At 65.6% G+C, this 19954-nt stretch carries 19 protein-coding genes; 8 read left to right on the top strand and 11 right to left on the bottom strand.

The window, feature by feature from the left end:
• The first annotated feature begins 16 nt into the window (after nt 1-16).
• Together dnaE and AC1RKI_RS12815 are read left to right on the top strand one after the other, a co-directional pair.
• A complete protein-coding gene (dnaE, locus tag AC1RKI_RS12820) occupies nt 17-3520 on the top strand; it encodes a DNA polymerase III subunit alpha (RefSeq protein WP_490714741.1) in 3504 nt (1167 codons plus the stop codon).
• Nucleotides 3513-4769: a glycosyltransferase gene (locus tag AC1RKI_RS12815; RefSeq protein ID WP_492795541.1), complete on the top strand. Its 1257-nt coding sequence runs from the start codon at nt 3513-3515 to the stop codon at nt 4767-4769. The genes dnaE and AC1RKI_RS12815 overlap by 8 nt, the downstream gene beginning before the upstream one ends.
• Here the strand turns inward: AC1RKI_RS12815 and AC1RKI_RS12810 are convergent.
• Nucleotides 4702-5484 carry a glycosyltransferase family 2 protein gene (locus tag AC1RKI_RS12810; RefSeq protein WP_084004152.1) on the bottom strand — a complete coding sequence of 261 codons (783 nt, stop codon included), beginning with the start codon at nt 5482-5484 and terminating at the stop codon, nt 4702-4704. The two genes, AC1RKI_RS12815 and AC1RKI_RS12810, sit on opposite strands and share 68 nt — an antisense overlap.
• Before the next feature lie 88 nt (nt 5485-5572).
• On the opposite strand from AC1RKI_RS12810, the gene msbA reads away from it, so the two are divergent.
• Both msbA and AC1RKI_RS12800 read left to right on the top strand, forming a co-directional pair.
• Nucleotides 5573-7342, top strand: a complete 1770-nt coding sequence (gene msbA / locus AC1RKI_RS12805) for a lipid A export permease/ATP-binding protein MsbA (RefSeq protein WP_341248019.1) — start codon at nt 5573-5575, stop codon at nt 7340-7342.
• Nucleotides 7343-7426: 84 nt separating this feature from the next.
• Nucleotides 7427-8020, top strand: coding sequence for a peroxidase-related enzyme (locus AC1RKI_RS12800; RefSeq protein ID WP_492795539.1), 594 nt, complete (start codon nt 7427-7429; stop codon nt 8018-8020).
• A gap of 87 nt (nt 8021-8107) precedes the next feature.
• Here the strand turns inward: AC1RKI_RS12800 and AC1RKI_RS12795 are convergent, their stop codons facing one another.
• The 8 genes from AC1RKI_RS12795 to phnG all read right to left on the bottom strand — a co-directional run bounded on the left by AC1RKI_RS12795 (nt 8108) and on the right by phnG (nt 14830).
• Nucleotides 8108-8629, bottom strand: coding sequence for a hypothetical protein (locus AC1RKI_RS12795; RefSeq protein WP_223505670.1), 522 nt, complete (start codon nt 8627-8629; stop codon nt 8108-8110).
• A gap of 186 nt (nt 8630-8815) precedes the next feature.
• Nucleotides 8816-10015 (bottom strand): alpha-D-ribose 1-methylphosphonate 5-triphosphate diphosphatase, encoded by a 1200-nt coding sequence (locus AC1RKI_RS12790; protein WP_492795538.1) that lies wholly within the window; start codon nt 10013-10015, stop codon nt 8816-8818.
• A gap of 169 nt (nt 10016-10184) precedes the next feature.
• On the bottom strand, nt 10185-10913 hold the full coding sequence (phnL, locus tag AC1RKI_RS12785; protein WP_411800707.1) for a phosphonate C-P lyase system protein PhnL: 729 nt from the start codon (nt 10911-10913) through the stop codon (nt 10185-10187).
• A gap of 2 nt (nt 10914-10915) precedes the next feature.
• On the bottom strand, nt 10916-11692 hold the full coding sequence (phnK, locus tag AC1RKI_RS12780; RefSeq protein WP_061958776.1) for a phosphonate C-P lyase system protein PhnK: 777 nt from the start codon (nt 11690-11692) through the stop codon (nt 10916-10918).
• Nucleotides 11689-12591: an alpha-D-ribose 1-methylphosphonate 5-phosphate C-P-lyase PhnJ gene (locus tag AC1RKI_RS12775; protein WP_061958775.1), complete on the bottom strand. Its 903-nt coding sequence runs from the start codon at nt 12589-12591 to the stop codon at nt 11689-11691. The genes phnK and AC1RKI_RS12775 overlap by 4 nt, the downstream gene beginning before the upstream one ends.
• Nucleotides 12588-13721 carry a carbon-phosphorus lyase complex subunit gene (locus tag AC1RKI_RS12770; RefSeq protein WP_061958774.1) on the bottom strand — a complete coding sequence of 378 codons (1134 nt, stop codon included), beginning with the start codon at nt 13719-13721 and terminating at the stop codon, nt 12588-12590. Before AC1RKI_RS12770 ends, AC1RKI_RS12775 begins: the two co-directional genes overlap by 4 nt.
• A gap of 1 nt (nt 13722) precedes the next feature.
• Nucleotides 13723-14340: a phosphonate C-P lyase system protein PhnH gene (gene phnH / locus AC1RKI_RS12765; protein ID WP_150979402.1), complete on the bottom strand. Its 618-nt coding sequence runs from the start codon at nt 14338-14340 to the stop codon at nt 13723-13725.
• Nucleotide 14341: 1 nt separating this feature from the next.
• The gene (gene phnG / locus AC1RKI_RS12760) at nt 14342-14830 is read right to left on the bottom strand and encodes a phosphonate C-P lyase system protein PhnG (RefSeq protein WP_341248016.1); all 489 of its coding nucleotides are present in this window, start codon (nt 14828-14830) and stop codon (nt 14342-14344) included.
• Between the two features lie 179 nt (nt 14831-15009).
• Here phnG and phnF point away from each other — a divergent pair, with 179 nt between their 5' ends.
• The 4 genes from phnF (at nt 15010) to phnN (ending at nt 18328) form a co-directional block, all read left to right on the top strand.
• Complete coding sequence (gene phnF, locus AC1RKI_RS12755; protein ID WP_061958772.1) at nt 15010-15744, top strand: phosphonate metabolism transcriptional regulator PhnF; 735 nt, start codon at nt 15010-15012, stop codon at nt 15742-15744.
• An 81-nt stretch (nt 15745-15825) separates the two neighbouring features.
• Nucleotides 15826-17028: an alpha-D-ribose 1-methylphosphonate 5-triphosphate diphosphatase gene (locus AC1RKI_RS12750; RefSeq protein WP_492795533.1), complete on the top strand. Its 1203-nt coding sequence runs from the start codon at nt 15826-15828 to the stop codon at nt 17026-17028.
• Nucleotides 17025-17756 (top strand): DUF1045 domain-containing protein, encoded by a 732-nt coding sequence (locus AC1RKI_RS12745; RefSeq protein ID WP_492795532.1) that lies wholly within the window; start codon nt 17025-17027, stop codon nt 17754-17756. The genes AC1RKI_RS12750 and AC1RKI_RS12745 overlap by 4 nt, the downstream gene beginning before the upstream one ends.
• A complete protein-coding gene (gene phnN / locus AC1RKI_RS12740) occupies nt 17753-18328 on the top strand; it encodes a phosphonate metabolism protein/1,5-bisphosphokinase (PRPP-forming) PhnN (RefSeq protein ID WP_061958770.1) in 576 nt (191 codons plus the stop codon). The genes AC1RKI_RS12745 and phnN overlap by 4 nt, the downstream gene beginning before the upstream one ends.
• A gap of 236 nt (nt 18329-18564) precedes the next feature.
• Here phnN and AC1RKI_RS12735 read toward each other — a convergent pair whose 3' ends face one another.
• Together AC1RKI_RS12735 and phnE are read right to left on the bottom strand one after the other, a co-directional pair.
• Nucleotides 18565-19098, bottom strand: a complete 534-nt coding sequence (locus AC1RKI_RS12735) for a phosphonate degradation HD-domain oxygenase (protein ID WP_200899066.1) — start codon at nt 19096-19098, stop codon at nt 18565-18567.
• Nucleotides 19099-19100: 2 nt separating this feature from the next.
• Nucleotides 19101-19913: a phosphonate ABC transporter, permease protein PhnE gene (gene phnE, locus AC1RKI_RS12730; RefSeq protein ID WP_061958768.1), complete on the bottom strand. Its 813-nt coding sequence runs from the start codon at nt 19911-19913 to the stop codon at nt 19101-19103.
• Nucleotides 19914-19954 lie beyond the last annotated feature (41 nt).

Raw genomic sequence — 19954 nt, 5'->3', positions numbered from 1 at the left:
GGTACAATGGCGCCCTATGTCTGAACCCCGCTTCGTACACCTTCGCCTGCATTCCGAATATTCGGTCGTGGACGGCATCGTCCGCCTCGATGACGCGGTCAAGGCCGCCGCCAAAGACGGCATGGGCGCGCTCGCGCTGACCGATCTCGCCAACGCCTTCGGCCTTATCCGCTTCTACAAGGAAGCGCGCGGCGGCGGCGTCAAGCCCATAGTGGGCGCTGACGTCTGGCTGACCAACGCCGACGATCGCGACAAGCCCGCGCGCATGCTGCTGCTTGTCCAGGACCGCATTGGCTATCTCAATCTCTGCGCGCTGCTGTCGCGCGCCTGGCTGGGCAATCAGCACCGTGGCCGCGCCGAATTCGAACCGGCCTGGTTCGAAGAGCCGGGCGAGGAAGGCCTGCCCCTGGCAACGGGCCTGATCGCGCTGTCCGGCGCAATGGGCGGCGATGTCGGCCAGGCTTTGGCCAACGGCAACGCCGATGGCGCGCGCCGCGCCGCACAGCACTGGGCGCGCGTTTTTCCGCAGCGCTTCTATATCGAATTGCAGCGCGCGGGGCATCCGGGCACCGAGGCATATGTCCAACAGGCGGTGCAGCTGGCCGCCGCGCTGCAGTTGCCGGTCGTCGCCACGCATCCGGTCCAGTTCATGACGCCGGACGACTTCACCGCGCATGAGGCGCGCGTGTGTATCGCCGAAGGCGAATTGCTGGCCAATCCGCGCCGCACGCGCAAATTCACTACCGACCAGTATTTCAAGACCCAGGACGAGATGTGCGCGCTGTTCGCCGACATCCCGTCCGCGCTGCAGAACGCGGTCGAGATTGCCAAGCGCTGCAACCTGACGCTGGAACTTGGCAAGCCGCGGCTGCCGCTGTTTCCCACGCCCGATGGCATGTCGCTGGACGACTACCTGGTCTTCATGGCCAAGGACGGCCTGGAAAAGCGCCTGGCGGTGCTGTTTCCCGATGAAGCCGAGCGGGAACGCAAACGGCCCGAATACTATGACCGGCTCCAGTTCGAGACCGGCACCATCATCAAGATGGGATTTCCGGGCTACTTCCTGATCGTGGCGGACTTTATCAACTGGGCCAAGAACAATGGCGTGCCGGTGGGGCCGGGCCGCGGCTCGGGCGCGGGCTCGCTGGTGGCCTATGCCCTGGGCATCACCGATCTCGATCCGCTCAAGTACGCGCTGCTTTTCGAGCGTTTCCTGAATCCCGAGCGGGTTTCGATGCCCGACTTTGACATCGACTTCTGCCAGCACGGTCGCGATCGCGTGATCACGTACGTGAAGGAAAAGTATGGCAAGGACGCCGTGTCGCAGATCGCCACGTTCGGCACCATGGCCGCAAAGGCGGCCGTGCGCGACGTGGGCCGCGTGCTCGATCTCGGCTATGGCTTTGTCGATAGCGTCGCCAAGCTGATCCCGTTCAAGCCAGGCAAGCTCGTTACCCTAGAAGAGGCGAAGAAGGAAGAGCCCGCGCTGGCTGAGCGCGAGCGCAACGAGGAAGAAGTCCGCCAGTTGCTGGAGCTGGCGCAGCGCGTGGAAGGGATGACGCGCAACGTCGGCATGCACGCCGGCGGCGTACTGATCGCCCCGGGTCGCCTGACCGATTTCTGCCCGCTCTATACGCAGGGCACCGATGGCATGAGCGGGGTGGTCAGCCAGTATGACAAGGACGACGTCGAGGCGGCAGGCCTGGTCAAGTTCGACTTTCTGGGCCTGACCACGCTTACGATCCTCGATTGGGCCGAGCGCTATATTCGCCGGCTCGATCCCGCCAAGGCCGACTGGAACTGCAGCCAGATTCCGCTGGACGACGGCCCCGCCTTCGAGATTCTCAAGAGCGCCAACACGGTCGCGGTATTCCAGCTGGAAAGCCGTGGCATGCAGGGCATGCTAAAGGACGCCAAGCCTGACCGGTTCGAGGACATCATCGCGCTTGTGGCGCTCTATCGCCCCGGCCCGATGGACCTGATCCCCAGCTTCTGTGCGCGCAAGCACGGTCGCGAAAAGGTTGAATACCCGGATCCGCGCGTCGAGCCCGTGCTCAAGGAGACCTACGGCATCATGGTCTACCAGGAGCAGGTCATGCAGATGGCGCAGATCATCGGCGGCTACTCGCTGGGCGGCGCCGATCTGTTGCGCCGGGCCATGGGCAAGAAGAAGGCCGAGGAAATGGCCAAGCATCGCGAACTGTTCCGCGAAGGTGCAGCCAAGAACGGGCTGAGCGCGCAACAGGCCGACGATATCTTCGATCTGATGGAAAAATTCGCGGGCTACGGCTTCAACAAGTCGCATGCTGCCGCCTACGCGCTGCTGGCCTACTACACGGCGTGGCTCAAGGCGCACCATCCCGCGGAATTCATGGCAGCCAATATGTCGCTGGCCATGGACGACACGGACAAGGTCAAGATCCTCTACGAGGATTGCCGGCTCAACAAGATCGAAGTGCTGCCGCCCGACGTCAACGCCAGCGAGTACCGATTCGCGCCGACCGACGCCAAGACCATCCGCTATGGCCTTGGGGGGATCAAGGGGTCCGGGCAGGGCGCGATCGAAGACATCCTGCGCGCGCGCGAGGAACGGCCCTTTACCGATCTGTTCGATTTCTGCGAGCGCGTAGACCGGCGGCAGGTCAATCGCCGCACCATCGAAGCGCTGATTCGCGCCGGCGCGTTCGACAGCCTCAACCCGAATCGGGCGCAATTGCTGGCTTCGGTGTCGATCGCCATGGAAGCGGCCGAGCAGAAGGCCGAATCCGCCAACCAGGTGTCGTTGTTCGACCTGATGGGCGACGCTGGCGACGCGCATCGCCCGGAGCTGGTCGACGAGCCGGCGTGGTCCACCAAGCGGACGCTGCAGGAAGAAAAGCAGGCGCTTGGCTACTATTTCTCGGGCCACCTGTTCGACGCATCGCGCGACGAGGTGCGCAAGTTCGTCAAGGGCACGCTGGCCGCGCTGGAAAAGGAAGTGCAGGGCAATGGCGGCGGATACGGCCGCGATGTGCGTGGCAAGGTGATCGCCGGCGTCATCATGGGTGTCCGCACGCAAATGACGCAACGCGGCAAGCTGATCATCGTGATGATCGACGACGGCACCGCGCAGATCGAAATGACCGTCTTCAATGAACTGTACGACGCCAATCGGCACATGTTCCGTGAAGACGAACTCCTGATCGCGCAAGGCAATGCCCGTCACGATACTTTCACCGGCGGGGTCCGCTTCACGGCGGAATCGGTAATGGATCTGGTCACGGCGCGCGCGCGATATGCCGAGGCGGTTTGCCTTGGCTTCAATGGCAATGCGTCGACCGAACGCCTGCGCGAGCTGCTGACGCCGTATCTGGCCAACGGCGGCAAGGGCGCCGGCGTGCCGGTGCGCATCAGCTATATCAACAAGACAGCTCAATGCGAGGCCATGCTTGGCGCGCAGTGGCAGATCACGCCGTCCGAGGAGGCGCTTGCCAGCTTCCGCAGCGCGCTCGGCGATGGCGTGCGGATCATCTATGCCTGATCGTGCCCCGGCTGCCGGCATGCGCCGGCGACGCGTGCTGTTCCACGTGACGCACTTCCTCCATGGCGGGATTGAAACGTCGCTGGTCTCGCTACTGAATTCGCTGGACCCGGATCGTTTCGAACTGGGCCTGACGGTGACCTATCCGTCGCCGGAGCTGGAATCGCACTTCCGGGCGCGCTTGCCGGCCCACGTCGCGGTCCATGTCCTGGCGCCGGAACCGTGGTTGTCGCGTTGCCGGCAATTGAAGAAGCAGCGCAAGCTTGGTCCGCTGGGCAAGCTGTATGAAGAGGTGTTGCTGCCGCCCGTGCGCAAGCCGCTGATGAACCAGCGTTTCCGCAAGATCCTGAACGCTGGCGGTTACGACGCTGTGGTCGACTACGACATGTCGCTGTCGCGCATTACCGGGCCGCTGCCGGTGCCGATGATTGGCTACCAGCATTTCAGCGTGGAACATCTCGCGCGCGGTCACGGACGCAAGCTGCGCAAGTTGCGGCATCAGTGCAAGGTGGATTACGACGCGGTGGTGATGCTGACGGACAGCATGCTGGCGGATGCGCGCAAGCTGATACCAGAGGCCGCGGACAAGCTCGTCCGGCTCTACAACGCGATCGACCTCGCCAGCATCCGCGCGAAGGCGGAGCAGCCACTCGATCCCGCCGTCGCGCCCGCTGGCCCATTCATAGTCTCCGTGGGGCGCCAGGAAGAAAGCCAGAAGGATTTCACGTCGTTGCTGCGCGCCTATGCGCGGCTTGTGGCGCAGGGCATCGAGGAAAACCTCGTGCTGGTGGGCGATGGCGCTTCGCGTCCGCAGCTCGAAGCGCTGGCCCAGTCCCTTGGCATCGCCGTGCGCGTAACGTTTGCGGGTTTCCAGTCCAATCCGTACGCGTGGATTCGCCGTGCCCGGCTGATGGCGTTCAGTTCCAAGATGGAAGGGCTGCCCAACGTCCTGCTCGAAGGGCTCGCCGTCGGCCAGGTGGTGGTCAGCACCGACTGCCCCACCGGCCCGCGTGAAATCCTCGATGACGGGCGCGCTGGCTTGTTGGTGCCGGTGGGCGATGTGGATGGGTTGGCTGAGGCGATGCGGCGCGGCTTGCAGGACGACGCATTGCGCAGCACGTTATTGGCGCACGCGGCCCGTCATGTCGAACAAATGGGTTTCGGCCCGACTTCCCAGGCCTTTACTGCACTGGTCGATCGCCTGACGAAGACGACTGCCGCGCCTGCTGCTGCAACAGCCAGAGCTTGATGTACTTGTAATAGCTGGCCTGTCCGTTCATCAGCGCCACGGCCAGCCCTTGCGGGCCGTCCAGAAAGCCGCGGCGGATCAGCCAGGTGCGCAGGAACGCCCAGCTTCCGTGGGTCCAGGCGCTGAACACGGACGCCGTCTTGCCGCGCCGGAACGCCTGCTGGGCGCCAAGCGTGGAATATTGATCGACCTTGCGCAGCACCTGGGAGAAATCGTCGTAGGTGTAGTGCAACAGCGGTGTTTGCAGGTGTCCGATGGGGCCGTCGGCGATCACGTTTTCATGGACGATGTCGTCGGTGAAGCGCGCCTTGCCGGTGCGGAACAGGCGGGTGAGACGGTCCGGATACCACCCGCTGTGGCGCATGAACCTCCCGCAGAAACGCGACAGGCGGGGCATGTCATAGGCGTCGAACCGGCCCGATCCGATCGCGGCGAGGATCTCGTCGCGCAGTTCGGGGGTGACGCGTTCGTCGGCATCGATCGAGAGCACCCATTCGCTCGTGGCCTTGGACAGGGCGAGGTTTTTTTGCGGGCCAAAGCCGGGCCAGGTGGCCGTTTCATGAACTTCGGCACCCATGGCGCGGGCGATCTCGAGCGTGCCGTCGGTGCTGCCGGAGTCCACTATAATCGCGCGGTCGCACCAGGAGACGCTCTCGAGGCACTCCCGAATATTGTGTGCCTCGTTTTTTGTAATCAGTACGACAGAAATTTTCATAGATGCTTGCGATGGGATCCCGCATGCCGGAATTGCCCGCCATTCTAGCGGCAGTCGGCGCAGCGCCCATTTGGCAAGTGGAGCCAACGTGAACGACAGCAAAAAGCAAACGCCCCAGGAATCCGACACGCTCAAGCGCGTCTGGGCCTATCTGAAGCCCGAGATGCGCAATTTTGTGCTGGCCATCCTCGCCATGGCCCTGGTCGCCGCCAGCGAGGGCATCATCCCGAAGGTCGTCAATGATCTGCTCGACAAGGGGTTTGGCGGCGACTACGCCGGCAAGCTCTGGCACGTGCCCGCGCTGCTGGTCGGCGTGGCGCTGGTGCGCGGCGTTGCGCAGTTTGCGTCGGGCTACCTGCTGTCGTTGATCTCCAATCGCGTCCTGCTCAAGATGCGCATGCAGATGTTCGAACGCATGCTTCACGCGCCCGCTCTGTTCTACCACCGCAACACCGCGGCCTCGCTGATCAACGCGGTGATCTTCGAAGTCAACCAGGTGATGCAGATCCTCACCGGCGTGCTGATTACGCTGGTGCGCGATTCCCTGACCGTGCTCGCGCTGCTGATCTACCTGTTCTACACGAACTGGAGACTGACGCTGGTGGTGGCCGTGCTGCTGCCCGCCATCGGATTTGTGATGTCGAAGGTCAATCGCCGCCTGCGCCGCCTGAACCGCGAGCATCAGGCCCTGACCAATACAGCTGCCTATGTGGTCGAAGAGGCGGCTGGCGGTTTCAAGGTGGTCAAGCTCCACGGCGGCGAGGCGTACGAAACCGCGCGCTTTGCCACGATGGCGGAGCGCCTGCGTGGTTATTCGATGCGCATGGCCGTTGCTGGCGGCCTCAATCAACCGGTCACCGCGTTCCTGGCGTCGCTGGCGCTATCGGTCATCCTGACCATCGCCATGGTGCAGGCGCAGGGCAACCAGACGACGATCGGCGGCTTCACCGGTTTCGTGATGGCCATGCTGCTGCTGATTTCGCCGCTCAAGCACCTGACTGACTTGAACCAGCCTTTGCAACGCGGCCTGACTGCCGCCGAAATGATCTTCGGGCTGATCGATGAGCCGGTCGAGCCGCAGACTGGCGGCTTGCCGCTGGAGCGCGCCACCGGCGACCTCGTGTTTGAAAACGTCGGCTTCCGCTATGGCGATGCGGGACGCCCCGCGCTCGATCGCGTGAATTTCCATGCGGCCCCGGGCGAGGTGGTGGCGCTGGTCGGGCCGTCGGGCAGCGGCAAGACCACGCTGGTGAATCTGTTGCCGCGCTTCTTCGATCCCACCGAAGGCCGCATCGTGCTCGATGGCCGGTCGATCGACCAGTTTGGCCTGGCGGACCTGCGCCGCCAGATCGCCTTCGTCAGCCAGGATGTGGTGCTGTTCAATGACACCGTGGCCGCCAACGTGGCCTATGGCGTCCATCCGCGCGAGAAGATCGACATGGCGCGCGTGGAGCGCGCGCTGGCCGCGGCGTACCTGACCGATGTGGTCAAGGGCCTGCCCGACGGCGTGGAGACCAATATCGGCGACAACGGCATGAAGCTGTCCGGCGGCCAGCGTCAGCGGCTGGCCATCGCGCGGGCGTTGTACAAGGATGCACCGATCCTGATTCTGGACGAAGCCACTTCCGCGCTCGATTCCGAATCCGAGCGTCAGGTTCAGGCCGCGCTGGAATCGCTGATGGTGGGCCGCACTACGCTGGTGATCGCCCACCGTTTGTCGACGATCGAAAACGCCGACCGCATCGTGGTGCTGGAGCAGGGTCGCGTGGCGGAGCAGGGCAGCCACGCCGACCTGCTGGCCGCCAACGGCCTGTACGCCGGCCTGCACCGTATCCAGTTCGCCACTTCGGCGCACTGAGCCGGAGAAGGATCCGATGGCCGCGGCGAGGGCTGCGGCCGGGCATGTACCAACAGGGGAACATACCCCGACGAGGAGACAGACATGACCAACGCTTCAGCGCCAATCAGCCGCTATCCGGTTCCCGCGATTGCCAAGCTGCCGGACGATATCCGCCAGCGCGTACTCGAAGTCCAGGAAAAGGCCGGCTTCGTTCCCAACGTGTTTCTCGCGCTGGCCCACCGCCCCGACGAATGCCGCGCCTTCTTCGCCTATCACGACGCGTTGATGCTCAAGGAGACCGGCAACCTGACCAAAGGCGACCGGGAAATGATCGTGGTGGCTACCTCGGGCGTGAATCAGTGCCTCTATTGCGTGGTCGCGCACGGCGCCATCCTGCGCATCTACGAAAAGAAACCGCTGGTGGCCGATCAGGTGGCCGTCAACTATCGCAAGGCCGACATCACCCCGCGTCAGCGCGCGATGCTCGATTTCGCGATGAAGGTCTGCACCGAATCCCATACGATTGGCGAGCCCGATTTCGACGCGCTGCGCGCGCACGGCCTGGACGACGAGGACGCGTGGGATATTGCCGCGATCACCGCATTCTTCGGCCTGTCCAACCGCATGGCCAACACCATCGGCATGCGTCCCAACGACGAGTTCTTCCTGATGGGGCGGGTGCCCAAGAGCAAATAATCGGCCGCGCCCTGCCGGGGCGGTCCCGCCCGGCAGCGCGTGCTCTGGCGCGAGCGCGACAGCCGGGGCGCCGCAACGGGCTGAACGCTATCGGACTTGCGCGCACGCTCCGCTTTTCGGATCGAACAACACAGGCCACGCCTCATCGTAGATGCCGGGCGTGCAGTGTTTTTCGCAATGCGCGTGGGCCAGCGTGATGCGGCGCGGATCCTGCCAAACCATCAGCGTGCAGCCGCTGCCGTCGACGGCATGCAGTTCGATATGCGGCGTTTGCTGTACCTGTTTGAATTCCGACAGATCGAAGTGGCAAGAGCCGCGGCGCGATACCCAGAGTTTCCAGGACAGCTGCTGCACGGCGTTGTGCGACACGCGCACCAACGCATCCTCGCGAAAGCCGTCTTCCTCGGTACGTTTGCATGTGCCGTTCATGTCGATTTCGTGTGCCGGGATCGGGGTGGCGCGCGCCACCGCAGGCGCGGGTCGCGTGGCGTAGGGTTCGGGAAACGGGCCGTTGTACGTCTGCGGGCCTTCGGTGGTCCCCGGCGCGGTGCACGCCGCGCACAAAAAAAATGCCAGCATCGCTGGCATGATGATTCTTGTTGACGTCATGTTGGCCCCCTCGTACTTCCTCCGCCTACTTCAATGTAGCGGATGGATTGCCAAAGGCCAGCCATATGCGATCGGGACTAGCCCTAGCAGGCGAAGAAAAAGGGCGACGACTATAGTGAGACGATACGGGCCGCGCGACGAAGCATGTCGCGCGGCCTTTTTGCGAATACCGAATTAAGCTTCGGCTCAGGCCACGGCCTGCAGCGCAGCCGCGCGCGGCGCGGCGGCATGCACGGGCGGGTAACCGGCGGCGAACACCAGCCGGCCGGCCGACCACGTGTGCGTGACCAGCGGCTGTCCGGCCACACTGGCCACGGCAATCACGTCGGCGCGCTTGCCCGGCGCAAGGCGGCCGCGATCATCGAGCTGGCACGCGTCGGCCGGGTTGGCGCTGACCAGCGCCAGTGCCTCGTTCAGTGGCAGATCGGCCAGACGCGCGGCGGCAAACGCGGCGGCGATCAGGGTCGACGGCTGATAGTCCGAACACAGGATGTTGCCCACGCCTGCATGGATCGCGTCGATGGCCCGCATCGACCCACTCTGGCTTTTGCCGCGCAACACATTGGGCGCGCCGAGAATCGTCGGCAGTGCGTGCGTGGCCGCTGCACGCGCCGTTTCCAGGTTGATCGGGAATTCGCTCATGCGCACGCCGAGCGATTGCATCGCGGCGATGCGCTGCGGCGAATCGTCGTCATGGCTGGCAGTGGGAATGCGCAGTGCGTGCGCCTTGGCGATCAGCCGATTCACGCGATCGGTCGCGCCATCGAGTTCGGCGGCTTTCTTCGTGGCGGCGTCGGCAGCTTCCTCGCGGCTCATGCCGTGGTTGCCCATCATGTAGGACAGATACGCGTCCATGGTCTTGAACTGCCCTTGGCCCGGCGAGTGATCCATCACGGACAGCAAATCGACCACGCCTTCTTCCATCAGCATCTCGAGCACCGGCACCGCGGCGGCGTCGGTCACTTCGTAGCGGCAATGGATGCGGTTGTCGACCAGGCTGTGCGCGCGGTAGCCGGCCACGGTGCGCACCAGTGTGGCGGCCGTGTCATTGTTGCGCACGCCAAACTGGTTGCTGGCGAAAGACAGTGCGTGATACGGCGTGGTGATGCCGGCCGCCGCGTTGCGGCGATCGACCTGCGCGACGGCAAAATCGAGCGGAAACAGCACATTGGCGCGCGGTTCGGCTTCCTTTTCGATGGCGTCGCAATGCACATCGATCAGGCCCGGCATCACGGTGTGGCCGCGCAGGTCGATGACGCTGGCATGGGCGGGCGCCGAAATGGGATCGATGGCGGCGATCTGGCCATCGTCGATCAGCAGGGCGCTGTCGTGCAGCACGCGATCTGGAAGAACGAGCGTCGCGTGCGTGAGGTACGTGGTGGACATGTCCGGTTCCGTTTCAGGTTCGGGGCAGTGGCTGAGGGCGATCCCGGCGCGCCTGAGTGCGAGGGGCGAGCAGGGCGCTTCGGGCTATATGGTCATTAGGGGCGAATGTTCGATATGGCGACCGGGACGATCGGCTCTGCTGGCGCGCCGACGCGACCCGGCCGATGCTTCAGGCATTGGCAGCCGCCACGGGTTGCAGTGGCAGCGCGCGCGTGGCAACCGCGTCGCGCACCGCTTCGTCGTGGAAGATGCCGATCAGTGCGCGGCCTTCGGCCAGCGCTTCGCGGATCAGCGCGATCACCACGGCGCGGTTGTCGGCGTCGAGCGAAGCGGTCGGCTCGTCGAGCAGCAGGATCGGGTGGCCGCCGATCAGGCCGCGCGCGATGTTCACGCGCTGCTGCTCGCCGCCGGAGAACGTCGCCGGCGGCAAATCCCACAGACGGCGCGGCAGGTTCAGACGTTCGAGCAGCACCGCGGCCCGGCCGCGCGCCTCCTCGTGACTGGCGCCACGTTGCTGCAGCGGATCGGCCACGACATCGAGCGCGGACACGCGTGGAATGGCGCGCAGGAACTGCGAGACATAGCCGATCACATCGCGGCGCAGCTTCAGCACGCGCTGTTCGGGCGCGTTGGTCAGCTCGACCCACGGCTCGCCCGCGGCGCTGGTATCGCGCAGACGGATGGTGCCTTCGGTGGCCAGGTAGTTGCCGTACAGGCAGCGCAGCAGCGTGCTCTTGCCCGTACCTGAGCGGCCCGACAGCACCAGGCATTCGCCGCGCGATGCATCGAAATCGATCGCCTGCAGCACGGGCAGCCGGATGCCGCCCTGGTTGTGCAGCGTGAACATCTTGCCGAGGCCTCGCACCTCGATCAGCTTGCGGGTATCTGCGTGCATCATGGTCAGCCTTGCAGGATGGAGGAAACGAGCAGCTGCGTGTAAGGGTGCTGCGGGTCGTCGAGAATCTGGTCGGTCAGGCCCTGCTCCACCACGCGGCCGCCTTGCATCACCAGCGTGCGGTGCGCCAGCAGGCGCGCCACTGCCAGGTCGTGCGTGACCAGGATCGCGGCCAGGCCCAGGTCGGTCACCAGCCGGCGCAACAGGTCCAGCAGGCGCGCCTGCACCGATACGTCTAGCGAGGCGGTCGGCTCGTCCATGAAGACCAGGCGCGGATGGGTCACCAGATTGCGCGCGATCTGCAGGCGCTGCTGCATGCCGCCCGAGAACGTGCTGGGCACGTCGTCAAGCCGCGCCAGATCGATCTCCATCTTTTCCAGCCACGCGCCGGCGATCTCGCGCAGATCGCCGTAATGGCGATTGCCGACGGCCATCAGGCGCTCGGCGATATTGGCGCCGGCGCTGACCTGCATACGCAGGCCGTCGCGCGCGTGCTGGCGCACAAAGCCCCAGTCGGTGCGCGCCAGCAGGCGCATGCGCGCGCTGGACAGCCCGCCGAGATCGGTCAGCCCGGTTTCACGCATGTCGTAACTGACGCTGCCGCGCTGTGCCTTGACCTGCATCGACAGCGCCTGCAGCAGCGTGCTTTTGCCCGATCCCGATTCGCCCACCACGCACAGCACTTCGCCGGGGTACAGGTCGAAGTCGACATCGTGGCAGCCATGCACGCCATCCCAGGTGTGCGTCAGGTTGCGGACGGAAAGCAGGGGTGTGGCGTTCATTGCGAGTCTCCGGCGGCGTGTTTGACGGCCAGCGCGGCCTGGCGGTCGGCGCAGTATTCGGTGTCCGAGCACACGAACATGCGCGTGCCTGCATCGTCGGTGATGATTTCGTCGAGATAGCTGTCGGTGGCGCCGCATTGCGCGCAGCAGCTCGACCATTTCTCGACGGTGAACGGATGGTCGACAAAATCGAGGCTCTTGACCGACGTGTACGGCGGCACCGCGTAGACGCGCTTCTCGCGGCCCGCGCCAAACAGCATCAGTGCCGGGCTGCGATCCAGCTTCGGGTTGTCGAATTTTGGAATCGGCGACGGGCGCATCATGTAACGCTGATTGACGATGACCGGGTAGTCGTACGTCGTGGCGATATGGCCGTGGTGCGCGATGTCTTCATAGAGCTTCACATGCATCGACCCGTATTCGGCCAGCGCGTGCATCGTGCGGGTTTCGGTTTCGCTCGGCTCCAGCCAGCGCAGCGGTTCGGGGATGGGCACCTGATAGACCATCGTCTGTCCGGCGCGCAGCGGCGTTTCGGGAATGCGGTGGCGCGTCTGGATGATGCTGGCCTCGGCCGTGCGTTCGGTGGTCTGCACGCCGGTCACGCGGCCGAAGAAGCGGCGAATGTTGATCGCGTTCGTGGTGTCGTCCGATCCCTGGTCGATCACCTTGAGCACGTCCTGGCGGCCGATGATGGCGGCGGTCACCTGAATGCCGCCGGTGCCCCAGCCATAGGGAAGCGGCATTTCGCGGCTGCCGAACGGCACCTGGTAGCCGGGGATCGCCACCGCTTTCAACAGCGCGCGGCGCAGCATGCGCTTGGTCGATTCGTCCAGATAGCCAAAGTTGTAATGCTCGTCGCGCGCGACGGCGGTGTCTGGTGTGGCGGCGTGGGCGTTCATGCCAGCGACTCCTCTTGCGACGGTTGCGGTTGCGGCGTGGGCGCGGATGTGGGCGTGGCGTTCGGGTCCTGCTCGGCGCGCAGGCGGCGCAGCAGTTCGAGATTGGCCTGGAAATCCACGTAGTGCGGCAGCTTCAAGTGCTGCACGAAGCCGGACGCTTCGACGTTGTCGCTGTGGTACAGCATGAATTCGATGTCGTTGGCCGGATTGTCGGCAGCTTCACCCAGCTCGGCCGCACGCATCGCGCGATCGGCCAATGCCATCGACATCGCCTTGCGCTCGTTGTAGCCGAACGTCAGCCCATAGCCGCGCGTCAGGCGCGGCGCTTCGTCGGCATTGCCGGCAAACTGGCTCACCATCTGGCATTCGGTGAGTTCCACTTCGCCGATGGTGATGGCGAAGCCGAGTTCCTCGATGAACATTTCCACTTCGGTGCTGCCGTAGCGGATCTCGGCAGCAAACGGGTGCGAGTTGCCGTAGCCGCGCTGCGTCGAGTAACCCATCGCCAGCAGAAAGCCTTCGTCGGCGCGCGCCAGGTTCTGCAGGCGCGCGGGACGATCCGCGGGGAACGTCAGCGGCTCGCGCGTCAGATCGGGCGGGGCGGGGTCGCCAGCCGGCACCGCGTCGGCCTCGACCAGCGCTTCGGCTTCGAGCAGGCCGGTGACGCGCGGCATGCCGGTCGGCAGCGGCTGCGGCGACGGCGGCAGCGCTTCGGGGTCACGGCCCGCTTCGAGCGAGAAGTCGAGCAGGCGCTGCGTGTAGTCGTAGGTCGGCCCCAGTACCTGCCCGCCGGGCACGTCCTTGAAGGTCGACGAGATACGGCGCTGCAGCTTCATCTTGCCGGTGTCCAGCGCCTGCGTGTAGCCGAAACGCGCGAGCGTGGTGCGGTAGGCGCGCAGCAGAAAGATCGCCTCGATCTGGTCGCCTGCCGCCTGCTTGATTGCCAGCGCGGCCAGGTGCGGATCATAGAGCGACCCTTCGGCCATCACGCGGGACACGGCCAGCGGCATCTGCTCGCGAATCTGCGCCAGCGTGAGTTCGGGCACCGACGTGTCGCCACGGCGATAGGCGTCGAGCATCCGGTAGGAATTGAGGATGGCGCGTTCGCCTCCCTTGACGGCTACATACATGTCAGTCCTCCACGCGCGTGGTGCGCGTCATCGCGCAGAATTGCCGGCCGCTGGCCAGCAGCAGATCGACGCCAAGCGGAAAAGTCGCGTTGTTGGCGCGCCATTGCGCGCGGAAATCGGCAGGCAGACCGCCGACATGCAGCGTCTGCGTAGCTTCGATGCCCGGCCCGGCAAGCGTCAGCGTGTCGCCGTCGTGCAACGACGCCACTTCCACGATCAGCGTGGCCGATCGGTCGGGATACGCGGGCAGACCCTGCGCGCAATCGGCCAGGCGTGGCATGGCGTGGCCGTCGGGCACGCACACGAAGGTGGCTTGCGCCACGTCGTCGACCAGCGGGCAGCCGCAATGAAAGCGCAGGAAGGCACGGGCGGCGGCGGGAACGTCGGCCGGCAGCCATACCGGCGTGTCGGGATCGGCCAGTGTCAGCAACAGTGCGGTGAGCGCCGGCGACAGTCCTTCGGGTTGGCCGCTGTCGGCCGGCAGCGTTTCAAGGCGCCCGGGATGCGCGAACGCTTCCAGCGCGGCGCGGAACACCGCCTGCGCGTCATCGACCGGATTGTCGAAACCGGGCAGCAGCGAGGTAGCCGGGGCTTGCATGGTGATTTGTGTCGATGACATGTCAATCCTCTCCGCGGGCCATCGTGAAAAACTCCACGCGGGTTTGCGCGGCAACTGCGGCCTGCTGCGCGGCACGCTCGTCGAGCGCCTGCGAGAGCGGTGCGATGACGATGTCCTGCACGCGCCGATGCCAGGTGGCGCGCTGCAACAGCGCATCGAGCACGGCAGCCTGTTCGGCGTGGCGCGCGCCGCGTCCTTGCACATAGGACACGCCCGCGGTGGCGGCCTCGTCGCCGGTCTGATCGAGCACCACGGCGCAGCGTGTCACCGACATCTCGCCAAGGTTGAACTGCGCGCCGGTGCCGCCGGCGCGGGCGCGCACCATCGCCATGCCCGACTCCGGCTTGCGCAGCAGCCGGTAGGCCGGCAGCGCTTGCGCTTCGGCCAGGCGTTGAAAGGCCGCATCGAGTGCGTCCGACCGGGCCAGCGCCAGCACCCGTAGCCATGCGGCGCGCGCCGCATTCGCCTGGTTGGCGTTTTCGCTTTGCATGATCACCCCTATACGTCTATACGTTTAGATGTACACTAACACAACACGGCGATAATAGACCACAGCCAGATGTCGGTTTCGTGACGCGGCGGGGCTTTGGTCGGGCACGCGGCGGATGCGGCGGGTATGAGGCACAATCGCACGAAACCCATGAACGCTTGATGACGAGCAGAGCAAAGATGTCCGAACGGGAAGTGGAACGTGGCTCCGGTGTGGCCGTATGGCGCCAGATTGGCGAGGCGCTGGCGGAAGACATCCGCAACAAACTCTATGGCCCCGGCGAGCAGTTGCCGCCGGAGCCCGAACTGGCCACGCGCTTCAGCGTGAACCGCCATACCATTCGCCGCGCCATGGGCGAACTGGAACTAAGCGGCCTGGTGCGCATCGAGCAAGGGCGCGGCACGTTCGTGCAGGAGCACGCGATCGACTACGCGATCGGCCGCCGCACGCGCTTTTCGCAGAACCTCGCAGCGCAGGGCATGCGCGGCCATCTGGAGATCGTCGAGAGCCAGGTGGTCCGCGCGCCCGAGGTGAGCAAGCACCTTGGCCTGTCGCGCACGGCCGAAGTGCTGCGCGTGCAGATGGTCGGCAAGGCTGAAAATCGCACCATCGACGTGGCCGAGCATTATTTCGATCCGAAGCGCTTCCCCGAACTGGAAGCGCGGCTGCGCACCACGCAGTCGATCTCGCGCGCGCTGGCGCAGTACGGCATCGCCGACTACACGCGCAAGTGGTCGCGCATCACGGCGGCCATGCCCAGCGCGCCGGTCGCGCGCCTGTTGAACCAGCCCAAGACGCGCCCCGTGCTGCAGGTGGAGGCGCTCAATGTCGATATCGACGGCGCGCCCGTGCAATACAGCGTGACCCGCTTTGCCGGCGACTGGGTGCAGCTTACGGTGTCCGACAACGACTGACAGACCTGCCGCGCGGTGTGGCGGCACAGTCGTATTGGTCTAGACATCCGTCTGTCATCTGACGCAGCTAACGTAATGCCCATGCATACGACAACCTCCTCCTATTCGGTCCCGCTGCGCGGGATCACCGGCCGCCGGGTACTGGGCGCCGCCGGCATCGCCCCCGCCACGCTGGCTTTCGAGCACGGCAAGATCGCGCAGCGTGACGCCGACGCCGGCGTTGCCATCGACGCGCAGGATCTGCTCGTCCTACCCGGCATTGTCGATATCCATGGTGACGCGTTCGAGCGCGCGGTGATGCCGCGGCCAGGCGTGAGCTTTCCGTACGGACCCGCGCTGATCGATGTCGACCGGCAGTTGCTGGCGCACGGCATCACTACCGAATTCCACGGCGTGACGCTGTCATGGGAAGGCGGGCTGCGTGGCGAGGCCTACGCGCTGCGCATGTTCGATGCGCTGGCGCAGCTGCACCCGGTGCTGGGTGCATCGCACAAGGTGCATCTGCGCTTCGAGGCGTATCACCTGGCCGGCGTGGAAACCGCATTGCAGTGGATTGCGGACGGCCGCGTCGGGCTGCTGGCGATCAACGACCATTTGCCGACGATGGCGCGCCGCATGAGCGACGACAAGAAGGTGGCGCAATATGCCGAACGCGCCGAGTGCGATATGGAGGCGTTCCGCAATCGCCTGCGCGCGGCCAGCCGCCATGCGCAGGATGTGCCGGCCGCCATGTCGCGCCTGATCGCCGCCGCGCGCGCCGCGCAGCTGCCCGTGGCGTCGCACGACGACCCCGACGGCGCCACGCGTCAGCACTACCATCGCCAGGGCTGCTCGATCGCGGAATTTCCGCTTACCGTCGATGTGGCCGCGATGGCGCGCCAGATTGGCGACGAAACGGTGTTCGGTGCGCCCAACGTGCTGCGGGGCACCAGTCATACCGGCGCGCCGAATGCCACCGAAATGGTGGCGGCCGGGCTGTGCACGGTACTGGCGTCCGACTACTACTATCCTGCGCCGCTGCAGGCAGCATTCAAGCTGGCGCAACTGGGCGTCTGCGCATTGCCCGAGGCATGGCATCTGGTGTCGCGCAATCCGGCGCGCGCCGCGGGCCTGCGCGATCGTGGCGCGCTGGTGCCGGGCATGCGCGCCGACGCGATCCTCGTCGATGACAGCCATCCCGGTTTGCCGCGCGTGTGCGGCGCCATCGTCAATGGCGAATTGCGTCATGCGACCACGGCGCTGCCATTGATCGACCTGGCCGACGCAGGCAGTCTGGCGGCATGAGCAAGACCGCACATCGCTACGCGATCTATCTGTCGCCGTCCGAGCCGTTCCGCAGCATTGGCGCGCAGTGGCTGGGCCGCGATGCCGATACTGGCACCGACGTGCCGCTGTCGCCGCGCATCGCGCAACGTCCCGCCGAGTGGGTCGCCGCGCCGGCGCACTACGCGTTGCACGCGACCCTGAAGCCGCCGTTCCGGCTGACCCAAGGCACCGACCCGGCGATGCTCGATCGTGCGGCGCGCGATTTCGCGCGGGGCCGCGCGGCGTTCGATGCGCCGTTGTCGCTGCGCGCACTGCGCGGTTTCCTGGCGTGGTGTCTGGCCGATGCCGAAGGCCATGGCGGCCGACAGATGCACCGGCTAGCCGATGACTGCGTGCGCGACTTCGATCGCTTCCGCGCACCGCCGACTGCCCACGACATCGCCCGGCGAAATCCCGCCAGGCTCGACGCGGCTCAGCGCGACATGCTGGAACAGTGGGGCTATCCGTACGTGTTCGATACGTTCACATTCCATATCACGTTGACGGGCCAGCTCGACGCCGCCAGCCAGACGCTGGCGCTGCGCATGCTGACCGAAGCCGGTGCGCAGCCGGACGCACCGCTGCATGTCGATGGCATCAGCGTCTACGTGCAGGCTGACCCCGGCGCGGACTTCGTGGCCGGGCGCCACTATCGATTCGACGGCGCGGTCAGGGATGGCGCCGGCGCGGTGTATCTGGCGTCATGAACCCGCCGAAGACAAGCGACGGCAGCGGCCTGTTCTACGTGATGGGCCCATCGGGCAGCGGCAAGGATTCTCTGCTGCGCGCGCTGCGTGAACGCCTGCATCGGTCCGATCCGGTGTTGGTCGCGCATCGCTATATCACGCGCGCCGCGGACGCCAGCGAGGCGTCCGTGGCGTTGAGCACCGACGAGTTTCACCGGCGTGTCGATCTGGGATGCATGGCCTTGCATTGGCACAGCCACGGCCTGCACTACGGCATCGGCGTGGAAATCGAGCAATGGCTTGCCCGCGGCCTCAATGTCGTGGTCAACGGATCGCGCGAATATCTGCCGATTGCCGCGGCGCGCTATCCAGGGCTTTGCGCCGTGCATGTGCGCGTGAATCCCGAAGTGCTCGCGGTGCGTCTGCGCCAGCGCGGACGCGAATCGGAAGCCGCGATCGCGCAACGTCTGGCACGCGCCACGCAACCGTTCGACGTGCCCGAAGGCGTGCGGCTGGTCGAGATCGACAACAGCGGTGCGCTCGATGTCGCGGCGGCGGCGTTCTCGCAACTGGTGACGTCTGGACGCGCCTGAGTGCGGTCGGGCGGGGACGGATCGCGCGGATCGCGCCGCGATCGCCGATTGCATTTCCTCGCGCGTGGCCGCAGCACGCTGGCCCTAAGCGCCGGCGTTTGACCTGCCGACGCCGCATACCTTCCCACCCGGCATTTTCGATTTACGCGATGCGCTGACCTGAACCGCCGCGCCGAGGCGTGCATCGCTTCGGCGCGGCGTGCGCCGCGTGCGCGTCTGCGCGGGAATCGGTGGAGCTATGCCGTGCGCATGCAGCGCGCAGCCATGTCGAGATAGTGGTCCAGCGGCGGCGTGGCCAGATCGACAACCTTTGCCAGATCGTCATAGCGGCGCAGGCGCACCGCTTCCAGTGCGTGCGGCGTGGCCGCGAAGGCGGCGGCCTGGGTGCCGTCGTACACGCCGCCCTGCAGTTGCAGGCTGTGCACCGACACCGGCGACAGCGTTTCGAAGTAGCCCGGATCCGTAGCGCACAGGTAGCGCTTGGCGGCCACGTGCAGACGCACCGGCTCGGTGACGTCGGCATCGAACAGCGTCGACAGCGCATCGGCGCCGGCTTCCTGGTGGCGCATGTCGGTCGTGCTGCTTTCCGCGAGCATCAGATGGCCGATGTCGTGCAGCAACGCGGCGACGATCAGCGCTTCGCGCTCGCCGGCCTGTTCGGCCAGTTGCGCGCATTGCAACGCGTGCGCGGTCTGGCTGATGGCCTCGCCGCCGTAGTAGGCCGTGCCGTGCTGTGCGAACAGGCCAGCGATGCGTTCGAGCGTCAGCATGCTCATACCAGCACCTTGCGGATCTGCGCGGAAATCACGTCGATGGCAACCACGAACAGGATGATGATGATCATCACCGCACAAGTCTGCGCGTACTGGAAGCTGCGGATGATCTCCCACAGCACTGTGCCGATGCCGCCCGCGCCGACGATGCCCACCACCGACGCCGAGCGCACGTTCGATTCAAAGCGATACAGCGCGAACGACAGCCACAGCGGCAGCACCTGAGGAATCACGCCATAGACGATTTCCTCGATCGGCCCTGCACCGGTGGCGCGCACGCCTTCCACGGGACGCGGATCGATCGCCTCGACCGCTTCGGCAAACAGCTTGGCCAGCACGCCCATCGTGTGGATCCAGATCGCCAGCACGCCGGCAAACGGCCCCAGCCCGACCGCGACGATAAACAACATCGCAAACACCATTTCGTTGATGGCGCGGCAAGCGTCCATGATGCGGCGCGCGGGCTGGTACACCCACACCGGCACGATGTTCGCCGAGCACAGCAGGCCCAGCGGCACGGCCATGAACACGGCCAGCGCGGTGCCCCAGAGCGCGATCTGGACAGTCACCAGCATTTCGTCGAGATAGGTCTGCCAGTCACGGAAGTTGGGCGGGAAGAAGTCCGCGGCAAACTTTGCCATGTTGCCGGAGTCGCGCAGCAGGTCCAGCGGACGCATGTCGGCGCCTTGCCAGGACATGGCGAGCATGGCCAGCACGATCGCCCAGATGAACATCACGGATAGCGATGTGCGCGGCGGCCGGACGGAACTCTGTGGCGAAGGGGGCAGGCCAGGCTTGGCGGTGGCGGTCATGGGGGCAATCCGAAAGTAAAACAGGGGCTGAAAAGTGGCAA

The sequence above is a fragment of the Cupriavidus sp. GW822-FHT06G04 genome (assembly GCF_058799075.1).
Note: the sequence above shows the minus strand (reverse complement) of the source record. Positions and strands in the feature narration are given on the sequence as shown.